The organism is Nocardioides sp. S-1144 (genome assembly GCF_005954645.2).
Classification (GTDB): domain Bacteria; phylum Actinomycetota; class Actinomycetes; order Propionibacteriales; family Nocardioidaceae; genus Nocardioides; species Nocardioides dongxiaopingii.
The window spans coordinates 3410223-3434685 of record NZ_CP040695.2; the positions used below are offsets into that span (position 1 = coordinate 3410223).

Annotated in this window: 27 protein-coding genes and 1 tRNA gene; 4 read left to right on the forward strand and 24 right to left on the reverse strand. The window is 75.1% G+C overall.

The features are described 5' to 3' along the window. Positions 1-10 precede the first annotated feature (10 nt). The 4 genes from FE634_RS15990 to FE634_RS16005 are packed head-to-tail and all read right to left on the reverse strand — an operon-like array spanning position 11 to position 4670. Positions 11-706 (reverse strand): CDP-alcohol phosphatidyltransferase family protein, encoded by a 696-nt coding sequence (locus FE634_RS15990; protein WP_148240763.1) that lies wholly within the window; start codon positions 704-706, stop codon positions 11-13. Continuing rightward, positions 706-2325 (reverse strand): phytoene desaturase family protein, encoded by a 1620-nt coding sequence (crtI, locus tag FE634_RS15995; RefSeq protein ID WP_148240764.1) that lies wholly within the window; start codon positions 2323-2325, stop codon positions 706-708. The genes FE634_RS15990 and crtI overlap by 1 nt, the downstream gene beginning before the upstream one ends. Then, positions 2322-3914: a squalene/phytoene synthase family protein gene (locus FE634_RS16000; RefSeq protein WP_148240765.1), complete on the reverse strand. Its 1593-nt coding sequence runs from the start codon at positions 3912-3914 to the stop codon at positions 2322-2324. Before FE634_RS16000 ends, crtI begins: the two co-directional genes overlap by 4 nt. A gap of 36 nt (positions 3915-3950) precedes the next feature. Then, positions 3951-4670 (reverse strand): VOC family protein, encoded by a 720-nt coding sequence (locus tag FE634_RS16005; protein WP_138876465.1) that lies wholly within the window; start codon positions 4668-4670, stop codon positions 3951-3953. 122 nt (positions 4671-4792) lie between these two features. Here FE634_RS16005 and FE634_RS16010 point away from each other — a divergent pair, with 122 nt between their 5' ends. Continuing rightward, positions 4793-5866, forward strand: a complete 1074-nt coding sequence (locus FE634_RS16010; protein WP_138876466.1) for an NAD-dependent epimerase/dehydratase family protein — start codon at positions 4793-4795, stop codon at positions 5864-5866. 12 nt (positions 5867-5878) lie between these two features. On the opposite strand, the gene FE634_RS16015 is transcribed toward FE634_RS16010, so the two are convergent. From FE634_RS16015 to FE634_RS16025, 3 genes are all read right to left on the reverse strand, one after another. After that, positions 5879-6394 carry a DUF2243 domain-containing protein gene (locus FE634_RS16015; RefSeq protein ID WP_138876467.1) on the reverse strand — a complete coding sequence of 172 codons (516 nt, stop codon included), beginning with the start codon at positions 6392-6394 and terminating at the stop codon, positions 5879-5881. Positions 6395-6455: 61 nt separating this feature from the next. After that, entirely contained in the window at positions 6456-7100 is a 645-nt protein-coding gene (locus tag FE634_RS16020; protein WP_138876468.1) for a response regulator transcription factor, read from the reverse strand. A 50-nt stretch (positions 7101-7150) separates the two neighbouring features. Next, positions 7151-7852 (reverse strand): GAF domain-containing protein, encoded by a 702-nt coding sequence (locus tag FE634_RS16025; RefSeq protein WP_138876469.1) that lies wholly within the window; start codon positions 7850-7852, stop codon positions 7151-7153. A 177-nt stretch (positions 7853-8029) separates the two neighbouring features. On the opposite strand from FE634_RS16025, the gene FE634_RS16030 reads away from it, so the two are divergent. Next, entirely contained in the window at positions 8030-8401 is a 372-nt protein-coding gene (locus tag FE634_RS16030) for a Rieske (2Fe-2S) protein (protein ID WP_138876470.1), read from the forward strand. Between the two features lie 80 nt (positions 8402-8481). On the opposite strand, the gene FE634_RS16035 is transcribed toward FE634_RS16030, so the two are convergent. From FE634_RS16035 to FE634_RS16055, 5 genes are all read right to left on the reverse strand, one after another. Next, a complete protein-coding gene (locus FE634_RS16035) occupies positions 8482-9057 on the reverse strand; it encodes a DUF3618 domain-containing protein (protein WP_137293899.1) in 576 nt (191 codons plus the stop codon). Beyond that, on the reverse strand, positions 9033-9476 hold the full coding sequence (locus tag FE634_RS16040) for a phage holin family protein (RefSeq protein ID WP_137293900.1): 444 nt from the start codon (positions 9474-9476) through the stop codon (positions 9033-9035). The genes FE634_RS16035 and FE634_RS16040 overlap by 25 nt, the downstream gene beginning before the upstream one ends. Further along, positions 9473-10171: a hypothetical protein gene (locus FE634_RS16045; RefSeq protein ID WP_138876471.1), complete on the reverse strand. Its 699-nt coding sequence runs from the start codon at positions 10169-10171 to the stop codon at positions 9473-9475. Before FE634_RS16045 ends, FE634_RS16040 begins: the two co-directional genes overlap by 4 nt. 107 nt (positions 10172-10278) lie before the next feature. After that, positions 10279-10638 (reverse strand): STAS domain-containing protein, encoded by a 360-nt coding sequence (locus FE634_RS16050; protein ID WP_187366729.1) that lies wholly within the window; start codon positions 10636-10638, stop codon positions 10279-10281. A 141-nt stretch (positions 10639-10779) separates the two neighbouring features. Continuing rightward, the gene (locus FE634_RS16055; protein WP_148240766.1) at positions 10780-12453 is read right to left on the reverse strand and encodes a bifunctional 3'-5' exonuclease/DNA polymerase; all 1674 of its coding nucleotides are present in this window, start codon (positions 12451-12453) and stop codon (positions 10780-10782) included. A gap of 73 nt (positions 12454-12526) precedes the next feature. Here FE634_RS16055 and FE634_RS16060 point away from each other — a divergent pair, with 73 nt between their 5' ends. Beyond that, on the forward strand, positions 12527-12901 hold the full coding sequence (locus FE634_RS16060; RefSeq protein WP_222847599.1) for a DUF2256 and DUF3253 domain-containing protein: 375 nt from the start codon (positions 12527-12529) through the stop codon (positions 12899-12901). Positions 12902-12903: 2 nt separating this feature from the next. On the opposite strand, the gene FE634_RS16065 is transcribed toward FE634_RS16060, so the two are convergent. After that, positions 12904-13770 (reverse strand): NAD(P)H-binding protein, encoded by an 867-nt coding sequence (locus FE634_RS16065; RefSeq protein ID WP_138876475.1) that lies wholly within the window; start codon positions 13768-13770, stop codon positions 12904-12906. 79 nt (positions 13771-13849) lie between these two features. Between FE634_RS16065 and FE634_RS16070 the strand changes: the two genes are divergently transcribed. After that, complete coding sequence (locus FE634_RS16070; protein WP_222847600.1) at positions 13850-14554, forward strand: TetR/AcrR family transcriptional regulator; 705 nt, start codon at positions 13850-13852, stop codon at positions 14552-14554. A gap of 114 nt (positions 14555-14668) precedes the next feature. Here the strand turns inward: FE634_RS16070 and FE634_RS16075 are convergent, their stop codons facing one another. From FE634_RS16075 to FE634_RS16125, 11 genes are all read right to left on the reverse strand, one after another. Next, the gene (locus tag FE634_RS16075; protein WP_134767068.1) at positions 14669-14872 is read right to left on the reverse strand and encodes a cold-shock protein; all 204 of its coding nucleotides are present in this window, start codon (positions 14870-14872) and stop codon (positions 14669-14671) included. 212 nt (positions 14873-15084) lie between these two features. After that, on the reverse strand, positions 15085-15819 hold the full coding sequence (locus FE634_RS16080; RefSeq protein ID WP_148240767.1) for a hypothetical protein: 735 nt from the start codon (positions 15817-15819) through the stop codon (positions 15085-15087). Then, a complete protein-coding gene (locus FE634_RS16085; protein WP_148240768.1) occupies positions 15762-17564 on the reverse strand; it encodes a metallophosphoesterase family protein in 1803 nt (600 codons plus the stop codon). Before FE634_RS16085 ends, FE634_RS16080 begins: the two co-directional genes overlap by 58 nt. Positions 17565-17999: 435 nt before the next feature. Continuing rightward, entirely contained in the window at positions 18000-18869 is an 870-nt protein-coding gene (locus FE634_RS16090) for a hypothetical protein (protein WP_138876479.1), read from the reverse strand. Positions 18870-19035: 166 nt separating this feature from the next. Further along, positions 19036-19111: transfer RNA gene (locus tag FE634_RS16095), tRNA-Ala, on the reverse strand. A 66-nt stretch (positions 19112-19177) separates the two neighbouring features. After that, positions 19178-20083 carry a divisome protein SepX/GlpR gene (sepX, locus tag FE634_RS16100; RefSeq protein ID WP_138876480.1) on the reverse strand — a complete coding sequence of 302 codons (906 nt, stop codon included), beginning with the start codon at positions 20081-20083 and terminating at the stop codon, positions 19178-19180. Positions 20084-20233: 150 nt separating this feature from the next. Next, a complete protein-coding gene (locus FE634_RS16105) occupies positions 20234-20848 on the reverse strand; it encodes a GNAT family N-acetyltransferase (RefSeq protein ID WP_138876481.1) in 615 nt (204 codons plus the stop codon). Further along, positions 20845-21321 (reverse strand): MogA/MoaB family molybdenum cofactor biosynthesis protein, encoded by a 477-nt coding sequence (locus FE634_RS16110; RefSeq protein WP_137293911.1) that lies wholly within the window; start codon positions 21319-21321, stop codon positions 20845-20847. The genes FE634_RS16105 and FE634_RS16110 overlap by 4 nt, the downstream gene beginning before the upstream one ends. Continuing rightward, a complete protein-coding gene (gene moaC / locus FE634_RS16115) occupies positions 21318-21794 on the reverse strand; it encodes a cyclic pyranopterin monophosphate synthase MoaC (RefSeq protein ID WP_137293912.1) in 477 nt (158 codons plus the stop codon). Before moaC ends, FE634_RS16110 begins: the two co-directional genes overlap by 4 nt. 7 nt (positions 21795-21801) lie before the next feature. Next, a complete protein-coding gene (glp, locus tag FE634_RS16120) occupies positions 21802-23058 on the reverse strand; it encodes a molybdotransferase-like divisome protein Glp (protein WP_138876482.1) in 1257 nt (418 codons plus the stop codon). Then, a complete protein-coding gene (locus FE634_RS16125; protein WP_137293914.1) occupies positions 23051-24442 on the reverse strand; it encodes a UTP--glucose-1-phosphate uridylyltransferase in 1392 nt (463 codons plus the stop codon). The genes glp and FE634_RS16125 overlap by 8 nt, the downstream gene beginning before the upstream one ends. Positions 24443-24463 lie beyond the last annotated feature (21 nt).

The following is a 24463-nucleotide window of genomic DNA, read 5'->3' on the forward strand; positions in this document are numbered from 1 at the left end:
ACGAGCCGGCCTAGGCGAGCCGGCGGCGGACGACGGCCAGCAGGTGCACGAGGCCGACGACGGCCAGCGCCGTCCCGACCACGGCCGCGCCGGTCGCGACCACGTCCCCGTCCACCCGGGGCAGGACGTCGACGCCGACCTCGCGCGCGCACCACTCCAGCCCGCAGAGCAGCGCCGCGAACGCCGCCACGATCACCCGGGTGGGGCGCTCGGCGACGGTCACCGCTCCGGGGCCGCCCATCCCGGCGGCCTGGGCCGTCGAGCGGACCGACTCGTGCAGCAGGCCGAGCGCGCCGTAGGTCGCACCGAGCCAGAGCGGCGCGCCCAGGACGACCACGGTGAGAACGAGGAGGAGGTCGGAGACGCGATCGGCGAGGGGGTCGAGCACCTGGCCCCAGCGCGACGAGGTGCCCGAGCGCGAGGCGAGCGCTCCGTCGACGCCGTCGAGGACGGCGGCCGCCACCATCACCGGGACGGCGGCCAGCGGCCAGGCGGCACCGGCCGAGGCCAGGAGCGGGACCGTCACGGCGACGGCCACGCCCGCCGCCGTGACGGCGTCCGGGGCGACACCGCGGCGGGCCAGGGGCCGCGCGCAGGCGTCGCTGAGCCGCACCCACCCGGCGACCCAGCCGGATCCGCGCGGGTCCAGCCCGCCGTGGCGCCGCGACCACTGGTCGAGGGCGTCCTCACGGCGCGGGGCTGCCATCAGACCGGGCTCGGACGCACCGAGGAGGTGGGCTCGACCGACGGGCCGGTCGAGCGGTCGCCGCGCAGCCGCTTGAGCACCAGCTCGGCGCTGATCAGGCACATCGGCAGCCCGATGCCGGGCACCGTGCTGTAGCCGGCGTAGTAGAGACCCTCGACCTTGCGGGAGGCGTTGCCGGCCCGGAAGAAGGCGCTCTGCCGCAGCACGTGGGCCGGGCCGAGCGCGCCGCCCGACCAGGAGTTGAGGTCGGCGAGGAAGTCACCGGGGCCGAGGGTGCGCCGCACGACCACCCGCTCGGCCAGGTCGGGGACGCCGGCCCACGCGGCCACCATCGCCACGGCCCGGTCGGCGATCGCCTCGACCTCCGGGTCGCCGGCGCCGTCGACGCCTCCCCGGCCGATGCCGGGGTCGGCCGGGACCGGCACGAGGACGAACACGTTCTCGGTGCCCGGAGGCGCCACCGACGCGTCGGTGGCCGAGGGCCGGCACACGTAGATCGAGGCCGGGTCGGGCACCCGGCTGGGCCGCTCGAAGATGGCGTCGAAGTTGTCCTTCCAGTCCTCGGTGAAGAAGAGCGAGTGGTGGGCCAGCTCGGGCAGCGAGCCGGTGACGCCGAGGTTCACCAGGACCGCGCCCGGCCCCGACACCGCCTTGTCCCACCAGGACTCGGGGTAGGTCTGCAGCGCGCGCGGCAGCAGGGCGGTCTCGACGTGGTGCAGGTCGGCGGCGCCGACGACGACGTCCGCGGGGCTCTCGTGCTCGGCCCCGCCGGCGTCGGTCCAGTGGACGCCGGTGACCCGGGCCGGGCGGCCGCGACGGCCGGTGCGGGGGGCGGTCGCGATGCTCGTCACCGTGCACCCCGTGCGCAGCTCGGCGCCGTGCGAGCGCCCCACCTCGGCGACCGCGGTGACGAGCCGGGTGAAGCCGCCCTGGGGGTAGCGGACGCCGTCGGCGAGGTCGAGCCAGCTCATCAGGTGGTACATCGCCGGCGCGCGGTCGGGCGAGGACCCGAGGAACACCGCGGGGTAGCCGAGGACCTGGCGCAGCCGGGGGTCGTCGAAGCGGGCGGCGACGAACGACTCGAGCGAGCGGGAGAGCAGGGTCGCCAGCCGCGGCCCGTTGCGCAGGACCCGGCGCGCGGTGAACGCGGCCGCCGACTCGAAGCTCGTGTAGAGGAACTGCTGGACGGCGAGGTCGTAGACGGCCCGTGCCGAGGCCAGGTAGTCGCGCAGCCGGTCGCCGGCCCCCGGCTCGACGGACTCGAAGAGCCGCCGGTTCGCCGCCTCGTCGGCGCCGACGTCCAGCGCCGGGTGCTCCTCGAAGAAGACCCGGTAGCCGGGGTCGAGCCGCACCAGGTCGAGCTGCTCCTCCGTGGTGGTGCCGACGAGGCGGAAGAAGTGGTCGAAGACCTCGGGCATCAGCCACCACGAGGGCCCGGTGTCGAAGCGGAATCCGTCCTGCTCCCACGACCCGGCGCGCCCGCCGAGCTCGGCGTTCTGCTCCAGCAGCTCGACGTGGTGACCGTCGCGGGCGAGCAGCGCGGCGGTGGCGAGCCCGGCGATGCCGCCGCCGACCACGACGACCCGCAGCGGCGTCCCGGGCCGGGGTGTCCGGGTCATCGCGCCGCGCTCGCGACGCGCGGGCGGCCCCCACGCACCAGCACCGCGGCCACGAGCCGGGCCTTGACCGGGTGCGGCACCCGGACCCGGGTCTCGCGCAGCACGGCCGCCGGGGTCGCGCGCAGCCGCGTCGAGAGATCGGCGAAGAGGTCGTGGGCCGCGCAGACCGCGAGCCGGCTGCTGCGCGGGAGCCGCCGGACGACGGCGGCCGCGGCGGCCAGGTCGGCGTCGATGTCGTCGAGCAGCACGTCGCGCTCGGCGTCGGTGAGCCGCCGGGGGTCGATCCCGGGGAAGTAGCTGCGTCCGAGCGTGTCGTGGTCCTCGCCGAGGTCGCGCAGGAAGTTGACCTTCTGGAACGCCGCACCCAGGCGTCGCGCACCCGGCGCCAGCTCGTCGTAGCGGCTCGCGGGGTCGGGCTCCTCCACGACGAACGCGCGCAGGCACATCAGCCCCACGACCTCCGAGGACCCGTAGACGTACTCCGCGAACGACGCGGCGTCGTGCTCGCGGCGCTCCAGGTCGGTGCGCATCGAGGCGAAGAACGGCACGACCAGCTCGGGCTCGACGCCGCACCGCCGCGCTGTGCGGGCGAAGGCGTGGACCACGAGGTTGCTGCTCTGCCCGGTGCGCATGGCGCTCAGCGTCTCCTCCTCCAGCGTCGCCAGGGCCTCGGCCTGCTGCCCGGCGGCGGCGTCGGGACGGGGGGCGTCGACGACCTCGTCGGCGACCCGCACCAGCGCGTAGACGTTGCGCACGTGGTGCCGCACCGGTTCCGCGAGCAGCCGGGACGCGAGCCCGAACGACGAGGAGTACGCGCCGATGACCAGCGCCGCGCTCGCGTCGGCCACGTCGTCGTACGTCTCGTGGGGGGCAGGTCGCACCGGGGCTCCTCGGGGTTCTGGGCGGCTCGAGATGTCTCGGCCCTCCATGGTGTGTGGAGCGGGGCGACGGCGCCCCACCCTTTCGTGACCCAGTTCGGCCCAGCGCCGCGACGCGGCGTCGAGCGTCGCGGCCAGCACGGCCGGGAGCACGGCGTCGGCGATGACGGCGTAGCCCGCGCTGGAGGGGTGGAACCGGTCGGCCGAGAAGAGCGCCGGGTCGCGCGCGAACGCCCCGGACGCGCGGTGGTCGGGGTCCCCGACCCGTCCGCCGGCGGCCAGCACGGCCGCCACCTGCCGGCTGCGGAGGTCCTCGGCCGCCGCGCGGACGACGTCGCGGAGGAAGGGCGGCACGTGCGGCACCGCGCTCAGGTCCGGGGCGGGCGCGACGACCACCTCGGTGCCGCCCGCCCGGAGCCGGCGCACGGCGTCCGAGAGGGCCTGCACCGCCGGCCCGACCGGCTCGAGGTGGGTGAGGTCGTTGGCGCCGATGACGACCACCGCGACGTCGGCGCCCCAGGGGAGGGCGGTGTCCACCTGCGCGGCGAGGCCGCGACTGCGCGCCCCGGGGACGGCCACCACGCGCGAGACGACCGTCAGGTCACGGGCCTCGAGGGCCGCGACCAGCCGGGGCGCGAGCCGGTCCTGCTCGCGCGCCGCACCCTGGCCCCACGCGATCGAGTCTCCGAGGACGACGAGCTTCAGGGTCATGCCCTCCAGCAGACCAGCCACCCCCAACGGGTGAGGTCAGGCCCGGGCCGGCAGCAGGCAGAGCTCGTTGCCCGACGGGTCGGTGAAGGAGGTCCAGGGGAGGTCGCCCCAGTCGGTGCGCAGCGGCGCGCCCCCGCGCTCGGCGATGCCGGCCGCGACCGTGTCGAGGTCGTCGCCGGCCTCGAGCCGGACGTCGAGGTGGCACCGGTTCTTGGTCGGGCCGTGCGGTGCCGCCTCCGCCACCATCTCGAGCAGCGGGCCCCGCAGCGACGGGTGCCTCAGCGACCGCGGCGCGGAACCCGTCACGTCGGTCCAGCCGGTCAGCCACGCCCAGAACGCCGCGTCGCGGTCGGGGTCGGCCGACGCGAGCGGCAGGGAGGCGACCGGACCGCTGCCGGCGTGCGCCGCACGCTCCTCCAGCACGCAGCACGGGTTGCCCTCCGGGTCGGCCAGCACCACCCACGGCACGTCGCCCTGACCGATGTCGAGGCGGCGCGCGCCCAGCGCGAGCAGCCGCGCGACCTCCTCGTCCTGGTGCGGTCCGCCGGCCAGGTCCACGTGCAGCCGCGGCGCGGGGGGAGCCGGCTCGGACACCTGCTGGAAGCACAGGTCGAGCTCCGGGCCCCCGGGGACGGCGAGCCGGGTCTCGAAGATGCCCGGCTCGTCGGTCAGCCGCTCACCCTCGACCACCGCCTCCCAGAACCGGCCCAGCCGCTGGGGATCGAGGGCGTCGATCACGAGGTTCTCGAGGTACATGCGGCCACGGTAGGTCCACCGCGCGGACCCCGTCACGCCCCGCACCGGCACCACCGGGGTGGCTGGACCGGCCGCCGACGGGGTACCGGGGACCACCACCCCCCGACCGAGAGGTACCTGACGTGCGCATCGTCATCACCGGCGCCACCGGCAACGTCGGCACGGCCGTCGTCCGCCGGCTCGCCGCCGAGCACGACCTCGTCGGCGTCGTGCGCCGTCCGCCCCACCCGCCGTCGGGGGCCGAGGAGCCGCTGGACGCCGTGCGCTGGGTGACCGCCGACCTCGCGAGCGACACCTCCGTGCCGGTCCTGCGCGAGGCCTTCGCCGGTGCCGACGCCGTGGTGCACCTCGTGTGGGCCTTCCAGCCCTCCCACCGGCTCGACCAGCTCGAGCAGACCGGGCCCGGCGGGACCGACCGGGTGCTCACCGCGGTGCGCGCGGCCGGGGTGCGGCACCTCGTGCACATGTCGTCGGTCGGTGCCTACTCGCCGCGGACCTCCGACGTGCCGGTCACCGAGGACCACCCCACCGGCGGCATCCCGGGGTCGCCCTACAGCCAGCACAAGGCGGCCGCCGAGCGGCTGCTCGACACCTTCGAGCGGACCACCACCGACCACGTGGTCACCCGCCTGCGCCCCGGCATCGTCGGGCAGCGCGGCGCGGGCAGCGCCCTGCTGCGGTACGGGCTGCCGGCGCTGGCGCCGGCCGGGCTGGTCCGGCTCGTGCCGCTGCTGCCCGTCGACCGCGGCCTCGAGCTCCCGATGGTGCACGCCGACGACGTCGCGGAGGCGATCGCGCGCGTCCTCGACGTGCGAGCGCCGGGCCCCTTCAACCTCGCTGCGGCACCGGTGATCACCGTCGAGCACCTCGCCGCCGCGCTCGGTGCCCGGCACGTGCACGTGCCCCTCGGCGTGGTGCGGGCCGCCGTCGCTGCGTCCTGGCACGCCCGGGTGCAGCCCCTCGACCCGGGCTGGATCGACCTGGCCGGCAGCGTGCCGCTGATGGACTGCTCCCGCGCCGAGCAGGAGCTGGGCTGGGTGCCGGCCACCGACGCCGTCTCGACGCTCCAGCAGGTCGTCGACGGCATGGGCGAGCGCGCGCACCTGCCGACGCCCGCGCTGCGCCCCCGGACCCTCGTGGACTCGGCCCGCCGCTTCCTCGCTGAGGGCCCGGTCTCGCGTCGCGACCGGCCCTGACCCCGGGTACCCCTAGCCGCGCGGGGGACGGCCTCCGCCCGAGGGCCCGCTCGTCCGGGCCAGCAGCCACCCGCCGACCACCAGCAGGGCGCCGAGGGCGAGGAAGCCCAGGTCCCAGGCGAGCGGGGCGCCGACGTCGTCGCGGACGTGGTGGATCCCCAGCACGTGGTGGTCGACCACGCCCTCGACGAGGTTGAAGACGCCCCAGCCGGCGAGGATCGCGCCGAGGTGGAACCGCCAGGCGGGCGCGAACCGGCCAGCGCGCCACTGTCGCATCGTCACCACGCAGGCGGCCACCACCACCAGCCACGACACGACGTGGAACAGGCCGTCGGCCAGCGTGTTCGCCTCGAGGCCGGCCACGGTGGTGGTGGGGTGGGCGTCGGTGTGGCTGACCAGGTGGTGCCACTGCAGGATCTGGTGGAGCACGATCCCGTCGACGAAGCCGCCGAGCCCGATCCCGTAGAGGAACCCGGGCAGCGCGGCGGACCGGTCGGTGCCGCCGCGTGGTTCGGTTCGCAGGGTCATCCCACCCGGTACCCCGCGGGGCTGCCTCCCAGACGCTGGCGGCGCGGTGGTCGCGAGGGCCCTAGGGGCGCAGGGTCCGGGAGCGGTCGGGCTTGAAGCCCTGCTCGGTGCCCCAGAGCACCGCCTGCGTGCGGCTCTCGACGCCGATCTTGCGGTAGAGGTTGCGGATGTGGGTCTTCACGGTGTTCATCCCGATCCAGGCCCGGCGGGTGATCTCCTCGTTGCTCAGCCCCTGGCAGATCAGCCCCAGCACCTCCGACTCGCGCGCGCTCAGCCCGTGCTCCTCACCGGGCCAGCGGCCGAACGCGTCGCCGTCGGGCTGCCCGGCGCCCGCGGGCGTGACGACCTCGCCGGCGTGGATCCGCTCGATCGCGTCGACGAGCTGCTCGGCGTCGACGCCCTTCGAGACGTAACCGCCAGCCCCGGCGGCGACGGAGCGGCGCACCAGGTCGGCGTCGGTGTTCCAGCTGAAGATGACGACCCGGGCGGTCCCGTGGTCGAGCAGGGCGTCGACGTCGACGTCGGAGCCCTGCACCTGGCCGAAGGAGTCGTAGAGGACGACGTCGACGTCGCTGACGACGGGTTGGCGGCTGTCGAGCTCCACGACGCGCACCCGCTCGGCGAACGGCGCGAGGACGGCGGCGGTCCCGGCCACGACGATCTCGTAGTCGTTGACGATCGCGACCCGTACCGGCTGTTTCGACATGCTCGGCACGATAGCCGTGTCGGCGCGCACCGTCGGGGTGAGTGACGCGGTCAGGTGAGCAGGTCGATGACGCAGCCGACCATCGCCTCGAGCGAGACCCCGGCGCGGAGGGCGGCGTCGAGCAACCGCTCGGAGCCGGCCTCGACGGTGATGTCGAGGTCGCCGGCCAGCAGCGTCGCGGCCACCGCGAGCCGGGTCGCGACGCCGAGGGCGGCCTCGCCCCTGGCCGCCGCCTCCCGGGTCGACCAGGCCAGGTCGGCGTTGAGCACCGCGCCCTCGAGCCAGGTGCCCAGGATCGAGCTGACCTCGGCGGCGCGCGTGACGAAGGCGTGGGGCGTGGAGGCGTAGAGGTTGAAGACGCCCACCACCCGGGTCTGGTCGAGCATCGGCAGCGACAGCGTGCTCGCGACCCCGCGCGAGGCGGCGGCCCTCGCGAAGTGGTGCCAGCGCGCCTCGTCGAGTGCGTCGTCGGTGACGTCGAGGTGGACCGTCTCGTCGACCTCCGCGGCGTGGACGCAGGGCCCGCCGGCCACGTACTGCACGCCGTCGAGGAGCGCGACGTCGGTGTCGGTCGAGGCCAGGGTGAAGGTGACGACCGGGTCGGTGAGCGACACGCTCATCCCCATGCACGCCGGCACCACGCGCTGCACCCGCCCGGCGAGCTCCTGCAGCCGGGTGAGGAGGTCCTCGCCGTGGAGCAGGAACGGGCCGAAGGCGTCGTCGGCACGCAGGGTGCCAGGGGTCGGTTCCACGGTCACTCCCCACGAGGTCGGTCGAGCAGCAGGTCGGAAGGACGAGCCTAGGCGCGACACCGGCCCGCCACGCCACCCCGAGGAGCGTGGTGGGGACCCGGACACCTCGGCGGGTGGTGGGCAACCGGCGAGGAATCGCGCACCGTGGTGGCCAGACCCCCTAGCGAGGAGAACGCCATGACCTCTGCCGATCGCATCCGCGCCGACGCCCTCGTGCCCGGCTCCGTGCACGCCGTGGGCCAGTGGGCCGTGGGCACGAGCAACGGCGAGCCGTTCGCGGTCTCGCGTCGCTGCCGCCACCAGCTCGCCGACCTGTCGAAGGGCTCGGTGGACGCCGACGGCTGCCTGGTGTGCCCGTGGCACCGCAGCACCTACGACGTCCGCACCGGCGCCATGCTCAAGGGACCCGACGGGTTCCTCGGCCTGCACCGGCGCATCCCGGGGTACGGCCGCCTGGTGCTCTCCTACGCGCGCCACCTCCGCCTGCGGACCCGGTCGCTGACACGTCGCGGGGACGACCTCGTCGTCGACGAGCGTCGTCCGCGCTGAGGGTCCTCCACGCCGGGACGCACGACGAGGCCCCCGGTACCGCCGATCGCTCGGCGGTACGGGGGCCTCGTGGTGGGTGCTCAGCCCTGGGCGTCGCTGCGGACGTTCTGGGCCGCGGAGGTGCCCTCGTCCTTGACCCGGCCCGTGGCCTCCTGACCGGTCTGCTTGACCTGCTCGACGGCGTCGGCGGCGTTCTCCTTGACCTGACCGCCCACCTCGGCGGCCGCGGACCTGACGTCCTCGACCAGCGGCTGGGCGTGCTCCTGGACGGCGTCCTTGACCTGGACGGCGGCGCGCGACTCGGCGCGGGTGGCCGGCACGAGGGCGGCGATCACCATGCCGAGACCGAACGCGGCGACACCCGCGGCCAGGGGCGAGCCCTGGAACTGGTCCTTGGCGGTGTCGGCAGCGTCGGAGGCGGTGCCCGAGACGCTGCCGCCGGCACCGGAGACAGCACCGGTCACGGACTCCTTGGCGCCACCGGCGCTGCCCATGACCTTGCTGCGGACGCTGCCGACGCGGTCGCGGGCGGCAGCCTTCTTGCGGTCCACGATGGCCGCGGGGCTGACCTTGTCCTGGAGCTCGTCCAGGTGGTTGGCCAGGTTGCCCCGGGTCGTGGCGATCTCCGTGCTCAGCTGGTCTGTGTCTTCGCCCATGATGCGTCCTCCTTGAGTGTCTGCTGCGTCTTCGGCAGCTGCGGGTTGGCCTTCTTCAGGTTCGAGCGGCCCAGGACCGCGAGGATCGCGGCCACCACGCCCCACACCACGGCGGTGATCAGGGCGGCGAGCTCGATCGGCATCACGTTGTCGAGCACGAACATCAGCGCCAGGGACAGGAACACCAGCACGAGGTGACCGGCCACGCCGGCACCGGCGAGCATCCCCGCCCCCTTGCCGGCCTTCGTGGCCTCCTGCTTGAGCTCGACCTTGGCCAGCTCGAGCTCCTGCTTCATCAACGTGCTGAGGTCGGCGGTGACCTCACCGACGATCTCCCCCAGGCTCCGCGTCTCGTGACCGGAACCCGCGGGGTCGTGGCTGGCCGAGGCGGTTGCGCCGTGGGGGTCCAGGGTGCTCATGCCGGTCCTCCGGGAAGCTCCTGCCCCCGGCCGTACCCGGCGGCGTCGGTTCCGAGACCGGAGCCTGGGGCCGTGGCGGGCGCGGTGACGTCGTGCGTCGGGACGGCGACCGGCGTGGGCGGTGCCGCCGCGGCCGCCGGCGTCCCGGCGGGCAGCCCGAGGGACTGACCGACCGGCTGGCCACCCGGAGCCGCCAGCTGGTCGGGGGACGTGGTCGCCGGAGCATCCGAGCCGGCGTCCTTGACGCCACGGGCGACCCGGCCGACGACAACGCCGGCCAAGAGAGCCCCCAGCAGGAACGTGCCGGGGCGGCGGCGGGCGAAGTCGCGGGCGTCGTCGAGCAGCTGGCCGGGCTCGCGGCCGTCGAGGTAGCCCGTCAGCTTCTGGGCGTGCTCGGCGACCTCACGGGCCACGTCGGCGGCCAGGCCACCGTCGGGTGCGTCGGCCATCGTGGCCAGGTCGTCGCCGAAGGTGGCGAGGGTCGCCACGAGGTTGTCGCGCTGCTGCCGGGTCTGGTCGCCGAGCTGGCCGCCGACCTGCGTGCGAGCGTCGTCGAGGACCGAACGGACCTGGGACGTCGCCTCGCTCGCGACCTTCCTGGCCTCGTCCTGGGCCACGCCGGCCACGTGCTTGCCCTCGTCGGCCGCAGTGGATGCCGCCGCCTGTGCCTTCTCGCTGGTGGGGGTGTCGGTCATGGTGCCTCCTGGGATCGGGCGGCGCGTCCGAGTCCGGACGTGTCGCTCCCCCCGGTGCCCATCCCCGGAGATCTACCGCCACCCGTGCAGGTGACTGCGGGGTGGTCTCAGGCGACGCCGTCGGCCGGCAGCACGAGGCCGGCCGGCACGGCGGGCTCCGGGCGCGCGAACGTCGCCTGGCGCTGCGTGCGCGCGACCATCGTCCAGAACTCGTCGCTCGCGTCCACCAGGACCACCCCGGCCGGCAGCCGCGACAGCAGCGCCGTCCAGTGCCGGGCGAGGACGCCGAGACCCGAGGCGTCGACGAACTCCACGCCGCGCAGGTCGACCGAGACGCAGACGGCGCCCGCGGCCACCGCCGCGTCGAGCGTGCGACGCAGGCGGGCCGCGCCGACGACGTCGAGGCTGCCGGTGACGGTGCACAGCACGTCGTCGTGAGCGGCGGTGGCGTGGTGGACGTCGATCAAGTCCCGGTTCCGATCGAGCGATGGAGAGCCGGGAATGGAGCCGCCTGACTGGCGGGACGCGAAGAACCCTCGGTAGCCAGCACGGTACGCCACGCGACCCGCGCCCGCAGCCGTTCGCCGCGATGCCCCGCCGGCCCTGCCTCAGCCCCCGACCGGTGCCACTCCCTTGCCCGCCTCGGCGTAGGAGCGCACGACCGAGGTGCTGAGCGGGAAGTCGACGGCGAGCCCGCGGAACAGCAGCGCCGAGGCCGTGGCGGCCGCCTCGACGGCCTGGGCGGCGACGGCGTCCGCCAGCTCGGCCGGGGCGTGCACGACGACCTCGTCGTGCAGGAAGAAGACCAGGTGCGGGCGGCTCTCGAGTCGTCCGGAGCCGAGCCGCCACAGGCGGTTGCGCAGGTCGGCGATCCAGCACAGCGCCCACTCGGCCCCCGTGCCCTGGACGACGAAGTTGCGGGTGAACCGGCCGTAGGACCGGCGGAGCCGGGCCTGCCGGGCGTGGGTGTCGGCGGTGGCCGGGCCGTCGTCATCGGGGTGCTCCCACACCTCGCCCAGGCCCGGGGAGCCGCGCCCGAGGAGCGTGCGGACCACCTGGCCGCGCTCGCCGGCCCGCGCGGCGTCCTCGACGAGGCCGAAGGCGTCGGGGTAGCGCCGGGTGAGGCCCGCGACCATCCGGCCGCTCTCGCCGCTGGTCGCGCCGTACATGGCGCCGAGCAGGCCGAGCTTGGCGTCGTTGCGGCTGGCCACCGCGCCGTCGTCGACCATGCCCTGGTAGAGGTCGGCGCCCCGCGCGGACCGCGCCAGCGCGCGGTCGCCGCTCATCCCGGCGAGCACCCGGGGCTCGAGCTGCGCGACGTCGGCCACGACGAGCACCCAGCCGTCGTCGGCCACGGCCGCCGGGCGCACCTGCGCCGGGATCGACAGCGCTCCCCCGCCGTTGGAGGACCACCGGCCGGTGCTCGACCCGGCCGGCTGGTAGGACGGGCGGAACCGTCCCCCACCCACCCACTGGTCGAGCCACGCCCAGCCGTTGGTGGAGAACAGGTGGGCGAGCTGCTTGTGGCGCAGCAGCGGGGCGACGGCCGGGTGGTCGAGGGCGCGCAGCGTCGAGGCCCGCGTGTCGGCGACGTCGAGGCCGGCGCGGCGCAGCGCGGCCAGCAGCTCGGGGCGCGAGTCGGGGTTGAGCGCGGGGGCGTCGAGGGCCCGGCGCACCTCGGCCACGAGCGCCTCCAGGCGCTGCGGGCGGGCACCGCGCGGCGGCCGGGGTCCGAGCAGGTCGACCAGCAGCCGTTCGTGGACGTCGACCCGCCACGGGATCCCGGCGTGGGTCATCTCGGCCGCGACCAGGGCGCCGGCCGACTCGGCCCCGAGGAGCAGGCCCAGCCGGCCGGCCTCCGCGGAGGCCGCCACGGCAGCCCGCTGCCGGGCGTCCTCGACGTCGGCGCGCAGGTGCTCGGCGGTGTCGTCGATCTCGAACAGGGCCGGGTCGGTCGGCCGGCTGGGCCCGAGCCGGTGCCAGTGCTCGGACTGCTCGCCCTCGAGCAGCCGCTGGTCGACCGCGGGCGCGCGCCGCAGCACGTGGTGCGCCAGGCGCAGGTCGTGGCAGCGCGCGACCCGGACGCCGGCCGCGAGCAGCGGCGGGTACCACCGCGCGGTGTCGTCCCAGACCCACCGCGGCGGCGACCCCGTCGCGGCGTCGTCGGCCTCGCGCTCGGCGACGAGGGCCGGGAGGTCGGCCGCCCGCACCACCCGCTCGGCCCCGGCCTCGACGAGCAGCACCTCCCCCTCCGGCAGCCGGGAGAGGCAGACCCTGGTCATGGCCCCACCCTGGCACCCGCCACCGACGACCCGCGCAGGGAGCGGGTTCACCACCGCCGGGCAGGATGGTGGCGTGACGCCCGCTCCGAGGACCTGCGAGTCGTGCGGCCGCCGGATCGAGTGGCGCAAGAAGTGGGAGCGCAGCTGGGACGAGGTCCGCTACTGCTCGACCGCGTGCCGCAAGCGCCGGGTCGGCCCCACCGACCGGGCGCTGGAGAGCGCGATCCTCGACCTGCTCCGGCGGCAGCGGTCGGGCGGCACGGTCGACGTCGCGGACGCCGTCCGGGTCGTGGCCGGTCCCGACACGGACGCCGGTGCGCTCACCGAGCCGGCGCGCCGGGCCGCGCGCCGGCTGGTCGCCTCCGGTGAGGTCGAGATCGTCCAGCGCGGCTCGGTGGTCGATCCCTCGACGGCCCGCGGACCGATCCGGGTGCGCCGCGCCCGCTGAGGTCACGCGTGCTGCGGGAGCAGTCCTTGCAGCACCTCGCGCACGGGCACGGCCGGTCGACCCAGCACCGACTCGAGCGCCGGGTCGGTCACGGCGAACTCACCGGCCCGGGCCGCACGGAACATGCCGAGGGTGAACTCGGCGGCGGCCGGCGGCATCCCGCGCGCGACCGCCGACGCCGCCCACTCCTCGTCGGCGACGACGACGCGGGTGACCGGTCGGCCGACCAGGTCCGCGACGACCGCGGCGACGTCCGCGAGGTCGAGCAGGTGCGGTGCGGTGAGCGGCGCCGTCACGCCGTCGAGCCCGCCGCCGGACGCCAGCGCGATCGCGGCCGCCTCGGCGAGGTCGGCGTGCGCGGTCCACGACACCGGACCGTCCTCGGGGAGGGCCATCCGCCCGGTGCGCAGCGCCTCGTCGAGGTGGAGGCCGAGGGTGGAGGCGTAGAACCCGTTGCGCAGGGCGGTGAAGGGGACCCCGAGCCCGGCGAGGTGCTCCTCGGTGGCGGCGTGGGTGTGCTGCGGCAGGAAGGCCGAGACCGGTGAGGCCGCCTGGTGACTGGTGTAGAGGACGCGCTCGGCGCCGGCGTCGCGGGCGGCGTCGAGCGCCGCGAGGTTCGCCGCGACGGCGCCGGCACCCCGGATGGCGGCCGAGAGCACCAGCACGCGCGAGGCGCCCTCGAGGGCGTGGGCCAACGTCGCCGGCTCGGTGAAGTCCGCCGCCCGGACGCGCACGCCCCGGTCGGCGAGGGAGGTGGCCCGGGACGGGTCCCGGACGCTGACCCCGACCTGGTCCGCGGGAACCCGCTCCAACAACCGTTCGACGATGCGGGACCCGAGCTGTCCGGTGGCTCCGGTGACGATCAGCATGACTGCTCCTATCGATGATGTTGCGATGACGTTAGCAACGGTAACATCATCGATAGCAAGAATGCGTTATCGTTGTTGCATGACCAGCGCGACCGACGACCCCCGCGAGCGGATCGTCGAGGCGGCGACCCACCTGCTGCGCGAGCAGGGCGCAGCCGCCCTCACCACGCGAGGGGTGGCCCAGGCGGCCGGCGTGCAGGCGCCCACCCTCTACCGGATCTTCGGCGACAAGGACGGACTCCTCGACGCCCTCGCCGAGCACGTGATGGCGGCCCACGTCGCGGCGAAGCGGTCACCCAGCCCGCCCGACGCCGGTCCGGTCGAGGAGCTGCGCGCGGGGTGGCGGATGCACCTCGACTTCGCCCTGGCGAACCCCGAGCTCTACGCGCTGCTCCAGGCACCGGGTCGGCTCGGTCCGTCACCGGCGACCGTGGCGGGCATCGAGGTGCTCCGCACGCGGGTGCGGGGTCTGGCGACGGCGGGGCTGCTGCGCGTCGAGGAGGAGCGGGCGCTGCTCATGATCCACGCGGCCGGCAGCGGGGCCGCCCTCGCGCTGCTCGCCACGCCGCCCACCGAGCGCGACCCGGGGCTGTCGGAGGCGATGCTCGAGGCCGTCCTCGGCGCGATCCTGACCACCGCACCGGTGGTCCCGGACAGCGCGACGCGCACCGTCGCGGTTACCTTCGCCGCCGTGGTCCCGACGTTGCCGGGGCTGTCGGACGCCGAGCGTGCGCTCCTGGGCGAGTGGCTCGCGCGGTCGCTCACCGACCTCCGCGACACCTGAGCCCGCCGCGACCCGCGCGACGGGTGCCGGCCGCCCCGAGCGGGCTCCCACCCGGAACGTGTCCGGACGCACGAAGGGCCCCGACCGCGTGCGGTCGGGGCCCTCCGAGTGAGATCAGGAGACGCGAACGTTCTCAGCCTGAGGACCCTTGGGGCCCTGGGCGAGGTCGAACTCGACCTTCTGGTTCTCGTCGAGCGACTTGTAGCCGCTGGTCTGGATCGCGGAGAAGTGGACGAACACGTCCTCGCCGCCGCCATCCTGAGCGATGAAGCCGAAGCCCTTGTCAGCGTTGAACCACTTGACGGTGCCCTGAGCCATGATCTGTTCCCTTGTTCGGTGCCGGAAGCCGTGTGCTTCCGAGCCGCTGAAGACATCCACATGCTGATGTCCAGCGAACCGAAGACCAGAAAGTACTAGATACAAGCCACGACTACTTGCGCGGCGAGGACGGCGAGTGCTGCCGTCCCTTCAACAGGATCCACAGTAGCGCGTCCGTGGTGGTTTCGGGGTTTCGGCGTCGATCCGGCGCGTCAGGACCGCCGCGGCAGCTCGAAGGTGACCGTGCCGACGGACCGGGGCACCGACCCCGAGCCGGGGTAGACGACCCGCAGCGTGGTCCGTCCGGCACCGAGGCGACGACGCGGCAGGTCGACGGTCACCCGTCCCCCTCGCAGGCGGGCCCGACGGACGAGCTCGCCGTCGCCGCGGCGGATCTCGACCCGGCCGCCGGCCGTGCCGCCGGGCACCCGCACCCGGACGGCGAGGCGGACCCGGCGGCGCAGCACCCGCAGCACGCTGGCGGTCACGACCGCGCGCCCGGGCGCGGTGGGCGGCGGGGTCACCGGGGCGTCCGGGCCGTCCGGGTCGGGCACGGTGACCGCGAGCGACATCGAGGCGGCGAGGTGGGTGCGGGTCCGCGGGAACACGAGGGACACCGGGTGCGTGCCGACGTCGAGCACCCCGGCCGGCAGCGTGACGGCGAACGTGCCGGCCGTCACCGTGGCGCGGGCCAGCTCGCGCCCCTCCGCGCTGACCACCACCGTGCCGGTGGCCGCCGAGCCGGAGCGGACCGTGCCGGCGATGCGGACGCCGTCCGTGCCGGTCATCGTCGCGGACGCCGTCATCACGGTCGCGCCGCGCCCGACGGTGAACTCGTCGATCACCCACGGTGCCGTGTCGGGCTGCTTGACGTCGTAGACCCAGGTGGTCACGGTGCGCGTCGCGGTGTCGAGGGCGGTGAAGACGCACAGGTCGTTGCTCTGCACGAACGGCAGCGGGACGCCGTCGGGGTTCGTGAACGGCTTGACCGACGGCAGGATCGGCTCGAGTCCCCCGGGGTTGCCCAGGGCGAGGTAGTTGTCGGCGTTCCAGGGGCCGGCGGCAGCGGCCGGGTGCGGTTGGAGAGCCCGTCGAAGGCACCGTAGGTGTTGCCGGTGTTGGAGGTCTCCATCCAGTTCGTGCCACCGGGCGAGCGGTAGCGGTTCCAGAGGTGGCTGTGGCCGTTGAGGACCAGGTCGGTGCCGGCCTCCTCCAGCAGCGGCTGGAGGTCGTGCAGCAGCATGTTGTCGCTCGGGTGGTACTCGTAGCGCACCGAGGTGAGCGCCCCGCTGGCGTCGCGGCTCTCGATCCGGTCGGGCTCGGCGAAGACCGGCATGATGTTGTCGCCGATCCCCTGCGGGCCCTCGTGCAGCACGACGACGGTGATCGCCGCGCCCTGGAACTCCTCGCTGGCCAGCTCCGCCCTCAGCCACTCGTACTGCTCGCTGCCCTCGGCGAGGGACTCGAAGACGAACTCGCCGTAGCCCTGCGCCATCGGGTCGCCGAGGGTCGCGGCCGACTCCTGGTAGCGGCTGGTCGCGGTGCGCTCGGCCGGCAGCGTGTTGGCGTTGGTGCCGCGCCAGATCCGGGTCGAGAACAGGCTGATCATCCGGACGTCGCCGACCGTGGTGGCGTAGTACTTCTTGCCGCCGGGCGAGTCCTCGGGGAGCGAGAAGATCTCCTCGTAGGTGGTGGTGCTCCACGAGTTGTCCTCGATCCACTGCGCCTCGACGGCGGGGTCGCCGGTCGGGTTCACGGTGGCCGCGACCTGCGCGTAGCGCCGCTCGGCGACCTCGCGGGGCACGCAGTTGTTGAGGTTGAGGGCGGTGAGCCCGTCGACGCGGCCCTGGACCTCGTGGTTCCCGATCGCCGGGTAGAGCACCGCGGACTGGACGATCTCGCCGCCGGCGTAGGAGCGGCCGCCGGTGGAGACCCGTCCCCCGCGGCCCTGGAGCGCGGGGAAGAAGCCGCTGCCGCGGGTGTCGTCGAACCACTCCGAGGCGCGGTCGGGCACGTTGACGAGGTCGCCGGCGAGGAAGACGGCGTCGATCCGGCCGAGGGTCGCCTTCGCGACCTCCAGGTTGGCCGGGGTGTTGACCATCGCCTGGTGGTCGCTGGTCAGCAGGATGGTGGCGCCCTGGCCGGGCTTCGGCGCCGGCGCGAGCTCGAAGGTCCCGGACGCGGCGAACTCGCCGCCGGAGGTGCTCACGATGCGGTACGGCGTCCGCTCGCCGAGCCCGGAGGCGACGGCCTCGTGGCGGTGCACCTCGCGCGCGACCATCGTGGCCGGCTTCACCGGCACGTTCGAGGCGGCGTCCTCGACGACCCGGGAGAGTCGGGAGGAGTCCGCCGGGAAGCTGCGGACGCCGGCGACGGCGGTACCGCTCGCGGCGGCGACCAGCTGCTCGTCGGTGAGCGACTCGACGGCGTCACCCACGAGGAGCGTGTGCCCGGCGCCGGCGTACTCGGTCATCCAGACCACGGAGACGCCGTCCGCGGTCGGGGCCTGCAGGAACGGGTCGGTGAGCAGGCCGAGCGTGCCGGCGCGCGCGGTGGACAGCGCGCGGGCCGTCCGGGCGGCGGCGGGGGCGGGGCGGACGGCGGAGCCGAGCGCGAGCACGGACGCGGCGGCGGCGCCGGCGCCGACCACGGCGCGGCGCGACAGGGAGAGCTCGGACGGGACGAGGGACACGATGGATTCCTCCAGGCTGGGGCAGCACCGGGCCCGGACCCGGTGGGGACGCCGTGACCGTAGGAAGCCCGGGTCGCCGGGGTGTAAACGCAGCACGACCGCTCGTCGGACGGAGCAAGTCCGGTGCGCGGCCACGGCTGGTGGGCGACGATGCGGGCGTGCCCGCCCCGCTCCCCGCCCCGCTGCCAGCCCCGCTGCCCGTCCCGTCCGCCGAGCCGTCCCTGGCCAGACTCGCCGACGTCGCGCGGTGGTGGCGGGGCGACGCCGCGGGCCTCGCCCCGGGTCGCGGCAGCACCGGCGTCCTCGTGGCCGCCGCCGTGGACTGCCTCGTCGGCGGGGTCGACTCTCCCACGCTGCGAAGACCTCCGAGGAGGCGTTCGGGGTCTGGCGGGCCAGCCGCCGACGAGTCCCGCCGGCACCACCGGCCGGACGAGCTCAGTCGTCGGACCCGAGGGCCGACGCGACGGCCTCGAGGTACTCCTGCTCCGTCACCGGCACGAGGCGGTTGAGCGGCACGCCCAGCAGCGGCGCCGACAGCGAGAGCAGCGACCACTCGTCCTCGTAGCGCACCGCCATGGCCCCGCCCATCACCTGGCCCTCGGCGGTGTCGAGGAGCATCCCGACCATCCGGAGCTCGTCGGCCCCGTAGACGTCCGCCTGCTGCTCGAGCGTCTCGGCGAAGGCCGCCTCGGACCGGTCGAGCTCGTCGACCCGCACCGCGGACAGCTCCGACAGCGGCTCGGGCGACAGCTCGTCGACCAGCTCCTCGGCGGTCACGTCGTCGCCCAGGGACGTCGTCGCGGCCTGGTCGCGCTCGGGGGCGAGGACGTTGCGGACCAGTGTGCGCAGCTCCACCGCGATCTCGCCGCGTCGCACGTCCTCGTTGATCTCGTCGTAGCCGTCGGACGCCCCGGGCAGCCAGGTGCTGAACGACACGGCCCTGATCCGCTCGGCCTGCGCCTCGTAGGACCACCCCGCCACGACGGGCTCGACCGCGAAGGCCTCCGCGGCCTCCCCGCCCTCCCCGGCGGCCAGGCGGTCGACCATGAAGGTCACCGCCTCCGCCGGTGAGTCGAAGCCCCGCTCGGTGCCCCCGTCGGAGCCGCCGTCGGAGCCGCCCGCGTCGCCGTCGGAGCCGCCCTCGTCGTCGCCGCCGACGAGCACGACCACCAGCGCGACCACCGCGGCGAGGGCCACCACGGCAGCCAGGGCGGCCACCACCCACGGCGCCCGCGTCGGACGGCCGGCGCCCGGGGGCGGTGGTGGCGAGGCGGGCGGCTGGGCGGGGGCGTGGGGGTCGGACACGGAACGGCTCCTGTCGTGGGCTGCGTGGCCCGGCGACGCGGTCACGGCGACGGCGGCGCCGGGCACCACCTGCCTGCCCCGTGACCGCGGGGGGCAAACGGGCCCGGCACCGAGGCCCGGAACGACGGAACCGCAGGCCGGGAGCGGCCTGCGGTTCCGGTGGATCTGGTGGAGCTGAGGGGATTCGAACCCCTGACCTTCTCATTGCGAACGAGACGCGCTACCAACTGCGCCACAGCCCCGGTGCGTCGTGCGACGCGGTGGCAAACGTTAGCACCGCCCCCGCGGCGCTCCGAATCGGGTGCCGGTCAGTCGCCGGAGGCGCGACGCTCGGCGGCCGAGCGCTCGGTGCTGCGCGAGGCCTCGCGGGCCTGGTCGGCCTCGCGGGCGATGGCGGAGTCGACGGCGCTGCGACCGGAGGTCCAGACGCCGGTCGAGTCGAGGTCGATGGTGCGCACCGTCCGGCGCGCGGCCTGCTCCTTGCCGACGTAGGTCGGGAGCGTGGTCGGGACCGGGTCCCAGCCGCCCGAGGCCGGCGCGGCGGCCGGCGGGGCGGGCTGCGGCTCGGGAGCGCCGTCGGTGGGGACGACGGGCGCGGGCGCCGGCTCCTCGTCGAGGACCACGGAGAACTCCTCGGTGTGCGGGCCGTCGTCGTCGGCGACGGGCTCCTCGACGCTCGGCGTCACGGGCAGCCGGGTGGCGGGGGCGTCGACCGCCCGCTCCTGCTTGACCATGAGCCGGCAGGCGACCAGCCAGGCGACCAGGACGGCGCCCGGCGCGGCGAGGGCGACCCAGGCGACCTGGCCGAGCGCGGCCAGGACGCCGACGACGACGCCGGCGAGCAGGATCGCGAGGACGACGCGGAGGCGGCGTCGCGCGGCACGGCGGGCCGCGGCGCGCCGGACGGCGACCGGTCGCGCGGAGCCGGTCGCGCCCGCGGGCTCGACCTTCTCCGGCTCGACCCGCGCCGGCTCGATCGGCGTGGCCCTCCCGACCGGTGCGGTGGCGGTGGCCGCGGGACGGCCGGGCGTCACCACCAGGCGCGCGGTCTTGCGGTCGACGGGCTCACGCCGTGCCAGCACCCGCATCCGCTCGGAGAAGCCCTCGACCGACCGCGAGGAAGCACTCTCCTCGTGGTGGCGGAGCGCCTTGGGGATCAGGTAGACGGCCCAGGCCACTGCCAGGGCGACGAAGATCAACGCGCTCAGGTCCACGTCCTGAGGTTAGGAGCGATACCGCACGGTCGGTCGGACGTCCAGGCGTGTGTCGCACATTGCTGGTGTGACGCGTGGGACTCATCCGCCCCGCCGAGTCGGCGTTCCCGCTCAGTCCGAACGCCGACTCGGCGGCTCCGGACTTCACCTTCACGCCGACTCGGCGTCGTCGAGGCGGCGCAGCAGGCCGAGCGGCACCTCCTCCCTGGTGATGCCGTAGAGCCGGTGGTCGCGCCACTCGCCGTCGATGTGCAGGTAGCGCGGGGCGTAGCCGACCTCGCGGATGTCGAGCTTCTCGACGACGCGCAGCGAGTTGGAGTTCTCGGGCCGGATCGCGATCTCGATGCGGTGCAGCCCGGCGGTCTCGAAGCAGTGGTCGACGGCCATCGCCACGGCGCGGGGCATCACGCCGCGCCCGGCGAAGTCGCGGTCGAGCCAGTAGCCGATCGAGGCGAACTGCGCGGAGCCGCGGACGACGTTGTTGACGGTCAGCTGCCCGGCGAAGCGGCCGTCGACCTCGATCGCGAACGGGAGCGTCGTCCCCTGCGCCGCCGAGCGCCGCAGCCGCCGCACCAGCCGGCGGAACGTGACCGGGCGCGACGGGGCACCGGGGGGCGCGGTGGCGTCCCACGGGACCAGCCACGCGGTGTTGCGGCGGCGGGCGTCGCGCCACGCGGCGACGTCGCCGCGACGCAGCGGGCGCAGCACGACGACGGGCGAGGTGCCCGACGACAGCGTCGCCGGCCAGCCGGCCGCGCGGCTCAGTGGTCGCTCCCGACGACCTGCTCGACGGCGTGCACCAGGATCGGCGCCAGCACCGCGAGACCGTCCTTCACGCCCCCGCGCGAGCCCGGCAGGTTGACCACCAGGCAGTCGCCGACCACGCCGGCCAGGCCGCGCGACAGCACCGCCGTCGGGACGCCGGCCGCGGCGCCGGCCGCCCGGATCGCCTCGGCGATGCCCGGCACCTCGCGGTCCAGCAGCGCGGCGGTCTGCTCCGGCGTGCGGTCGGTCGGGGTCAGGCCGGTGCCGCCGGTGGTGAGCACCACCCGCGCTCCCCCGTCGACGGCGGCACGGATCGCGGCGCCCACCGGGTCGCCGTCCGGGACCACGACCGGTGCGTCGACCACGAAGCCGAGCCCGCGCAGGGCCTCGACGATGAGCGGGCCGGTCTCGTCGGCGTACACCCCCGCGGCGGCCCGGTTGGAGGCGACGACGACCTCACCGCGCAGGCTCACCGGTCGCCCCGCTCGAAGTCGCCGCTCTTGCCGCCGGTCTTGGTCTCGATCCGCACGTCGGTGATGACCGCGGCCTTGTCGACGGCCTTGACCATGTCGACGACGGTCAGCGCAGCGACCGCGACGGCGGTCAGCGCCTCCATCTCCACGCCGGTGCGGTCGGTGGTGCGGACGGCGGCGGTGATGTCGACCGACGCCGCGCCGACGACGAGGTCGAGGCTCACCGACGACAGCGCCAGCGGGTGGCACAGCGGAATCAGGGACGAGGTCTGCTTGGCCCCCATGATCCCGGCGAGCCGCGCGACGGCGAGCGCGTCGCCCTTCGGCACGCCCTCGGCGTTCAGCAGCGCGACGACGGCCGGCGAGACGAGCACCCGGCCCGACGCGGTGGCGGTGCGGGCGGTGACGTCCTTGGCCGACACGTCGACCATCCGGGCGGCGCCGTGCTCGTCGACGTGGGTCAGCCTGTCCATGGTGTCCTCAGTCCTGGTCGAGCCGGATCACGGTGACCCGCTCGCCGGCGGCGACGGCGGTGACGTCCTCGGGGACGACGATCAGCGCGTCGGACGCCGCGAGGTCGCCCACCAGGTGCGAGCCCGACCCGCCGACCGGCTCGACCTCGGTGACCGTCGTGCCGTCGGGGCCGACGGTCACGACGCCGCGCAGGAACTGCCGGCGTCCGGGGGGTGAGGTGACGGCGTGCGTGAGCCGGGCCGTCACCGGGCGTCGCGTCTCCGGGGTCAGGCCCAGCATCCGGCGCAGGGCCGGGCGGACGAACACCTCGAAGGACAGGTAGGACGACACCGGGTTGCCCGGCAGCGCGAAGAACGGCACCCGGCGCCCCGGGTCGTCGGGGCTGACGAGGTGGCCGAAGCCCTGCGGCTTGCCGGGCTGCATCGCGAGCCCGCCGAACCACACGGTGCCGACGCTCAGCAGCGCCTCCTTGACGACGTCGTAGTCGCCCATCGAGATGCCGCCGGAGGTCACCACGACGTCGGTCTCGGGGAGCCGCTCGGCGAGGGCGTCGAGGAAGGCCTGGGGCCGGTCGGGGACCAGGCCGACGCGGGAGGCGACGCCGCCGGCGCGGCGCACTGAGCCGGAGAGCAGGTAGGAGTTGCCGTCGTAGATCGAGTCGGCGTCGAGCTCCTCGCCCGGGTCGCGCAGCTCGGAGCCGGTGGACACGACGAGCACCCGCGGGCGCGGGCGCACCAGCACGCTCGGGCGTCCGAGCGAGGCGAGCAGGCCCAGGTGGCGCGGCCCGAGCGCGGTGCCGGCCTCCACGACCAGGTCGCCCGTGGCGACGTCCTCGCCGGCGAAGCGGACGTGCTGGCGCGGGGCGGCGGCCCGGGTGATCGTGACCTCGGTGGCGCCGCGGTCGGTCCACTCGTAGGGGACGACGGTGTCGGCGCCGGCCGGCATCGGGGCCCCGGTCATGATCTTCGCCGCCGAGCCGGGCGGCAGGTCGTGGACGCCGGACTCGGCCTGGCCGGCGCCGATCTCGCCGATCACCGGCAGCGTCACCGGGGCCCGGTCGGCCGCGGCGGCGACGTCCGCGCTGTGCACGGCGTAGCCGTCCATGGCGGAGTTGTCGAAGCGCGGCAGTCGGATCGTGGCGACGACGTCCTCGGCCGCGGCGAGGTCGAGGGCGTCGAGCAGCGGGAGCTCGACGGCGGGCGACGGGGTGGTCGCGGCCAGGATCGACGCGAGGTGCTCGTCGACCGAGCGCAGGTCAGGCATCCGACCCGGTCGACCCGAGCACCGCACCGGCGTCGATCCGCTCGGGGCTGGTGGCGCTCAGCTCGACGTCGCCGACCACCTGGACCCCGCGGCCGAAGGTCACGTCGCCGTCGACACGGAGCGAGGAGGCCTTCACCAGCGAGGGCGCGCCCTCGGGGAAGCGCTTGTCGAACTCGCCGACGAGCTTGTAGACCTCGGCGTCGAGGTCGACGAACGGGATCTCCGGGGCGACCTGGTCGAGCACGAAGTCGGTCCCGACCGCGTAGACGTCGGAGCGCAGCACCAGCAGGTCGTTGGTCGTCTTGACCGGCACGAACCGGTCGCGGCCGACCTCGATCAGCTGCGAGCCCTCGAAGACCTCGATCGCCGCGCCCATCGCCGTCTCGACCTGGATCACCCGCGGCGTGCTGGGGTCGCCGGGGTCGACGGTCTTGACGTTGCGGATCAGCGGCAGCCCCAGGATCCCCTGGCGGACGTCGAGCGCCTGCTTCATCGCGCCGAGGTCGAACCAGAGGTTGTTGGTCGAGCAGAACCGGTGCCGGTCGAGGTCGGCGAGGGCGGCGCGGTCGGCGTCGGGGGTCTGCGCGGTCTCGCGCAGCACGATCCGGCCGTCGGAACGGCGGCGCGCGAAGTGCCCGCCCTTGCGGTCCGACGGCGTGCGGCGCACGGCCTCGATCGCGAACGGCGCCCCGCCGGAGGCGAACCAGCCGGCGACCCGCGGGTCCGGTACGGCGCCCAGGTTGTCGGAGTTGGAGACGAAGACGTGGCGGTAGCCGCGCTCGAGGAGCAGGTCGATCAGGCCGGTGCCCCGCATCGCGGTGTAGAGGTCGCCGTGACCCGGCGGACACCACTCGAGGTCGGGGTCGGCCGGCCAGCCGACCGGGCTGAGGTCCTTCTCGAGCAGCTTCGGCACCTTGTTCTGGAGGAACTCCAGCGGCAGGCCGTCGACGGCGAGGTCGTCGTAGCGCGCGAGCGCGGCCATCGTGTCGGCGGAGGTGCGGAAGGAGTTCATGAAGATCAGCGGCAGCGGCGCGTCGTGCTGCTCGCGCAGGTGCAGCACCTGGCGCGCGATGACGTCGAGGAACGACCGGCCGCGGCCCACGCACAGCAGCGACTTGGCGCGGTCCATGCCCATCGAGGTGCCGAGGCCGCCGTTCAGCTTGATGACGGCGGTGTGCCGGATCGCCTCCGCGGCGGTGGCGTCGTCGACCTCGACGTCGGCCAGCGACGGCATGTCGACCGGGTCGATGGTGGCCTCCGGCACCATCCCGGTCTCGCCGTGCTCGAGGAGCCGGAAGTAGTGGGAGAAGGTGTCGATCGCGACCTCGTCGACACCGGCGTCGGCCATCTTGGCTCGCGCCCGCTTCAGTGCAGGACTACCCATGACACCGAGCCTAGGCTCATC

What these genes read in the sequence shown, in the direction of transcription:
- FE634_RS15990 (WP_148240763.1), bottom strand. Translation starts at nt 706, where the DNA reads ATGGCAGCCCCGCGCCGTGAGGACGCCCTCGACCAGTGGTCGCGGCGC.
- crtI (WP_148240764.1), bottom strand. Translation starts at nt 2,325, where the DNA reads ATGACCCGGACACCCCGGCCCGGGACGCCGCTGCGGGTCGTCGTGGTC.
- FE634_RS16000 (WP_148240765.1), bottom strand. Translation starts at nt 3,914, where the DNA reads ATGACCCTGAAGCTCGTCGTCCTCGGAGACTCGATCGCGTGGGGCCAG.
- FE634_RS16005 (WP_138876465.1), bottom strand. Translation starts at nt 4,670, where the DNA reads ATGTACCTCGAGAACCTCGTGATCGACGCCCTCGATCCCCAGCGGCTG.
- FE634_RS16015 (WP_138876467.1), bottom strand. Translation starts at nt 6,394, where the DNA reads ATGACCCTGCGAACCGAACCACGCGGCGGCACCGACCGGTCCGCCGCG.
- FE634_RS16020 (WP_138876468.1), bottom strand. Translation starts at nt 7,100, where the DNA reads ATGTCGAAACAGCCGGTACGGGTCGCGATCGTCAACGACTACGAGATC.
- FE634_RS16030 (WP_138876470.1), top strand. Translation starts at nt 8,030, where the DNA reads ATGACCTCTGCCGATCGCATCCGCGCCGACGCCCTCGTGCCCGGCTCC.
- FE634_RS16035 (WP_137293899.1), bottom strand. Translation starts at nt 9,057, where the DNA reads ATGGGCGAAGACACAGACCAGCTGAGCACGGAGATCGCCACGACCCGG.
- FE634_RS16040 (WP_137293900.1), bottom strand. Translation starts at nt 9,476, where the DNA reads ATGAGCACCCTGGACCCCCACGGCGCAACCGCCTCGGCCAGCCACGAC.
- FE634_RS16045 (WP_138876471.1), bottom strand. Translation starts at nt 10,171, where the DNA reads ATGACCGACACCCCCACCAGCGAGAAGGCACAGGCGGCGGCATCCACT.
- FE634_RS16055 (WP_148240766.1), bottom strand. Translation starts at nt 12,453, where the DNA reads ATGACCAGGGTCTGCCTCTCCCGGCTGCCGGAGGGGGAGGTGCTGCTC.
- FE634_RS16065 (WP_138876475.1), bottom strand. Translation starts at nt 13,770, where the DNA reads ATGCTGATCGTCACCGGAGCCACCGGACAGCTCGGGTCCCGCATCGTC.
- FE634_RS16070 (WP_222847600.1), top strand. Translation starts at nt 13,850, where the DNA reads ATGACCAGCGCGACCGACGACCCCCGCGAGCGGATCGTCGAGGCGGCG.
- FE634_RS16075 (WP_134767068.1), bottom strand. Translation starts at nt 14,872, where the DNA reads ATGGCTCAGGGCACCGTCAAGTGGTTCAACGCTGACAAGGGCTTCGGC.
- moaC (WP_137293912.1), bottom strand. Translation starts at nt 21,794, where the DNA reads ATGGACAGGCTGACCCACGTCGACGAGCACGGCGCCGCCCGGATGGTC.
- glp (WP_138876482.1), bottom strand. Translation starts at nt 23,058, where the DNA reads ATGCCTGACCTGCGCTCGGTCGACGAGCACCTCGCGTCGATCCTGGCC.
- FE634_RS16125 (WP_137293914.1), bottom strand. Translation starts at nt 24,442, where the DNA reads ATGGGTAGTCCTGCACTGAAGCGGGCGCGAGCCAAGATGGCCGACGCC.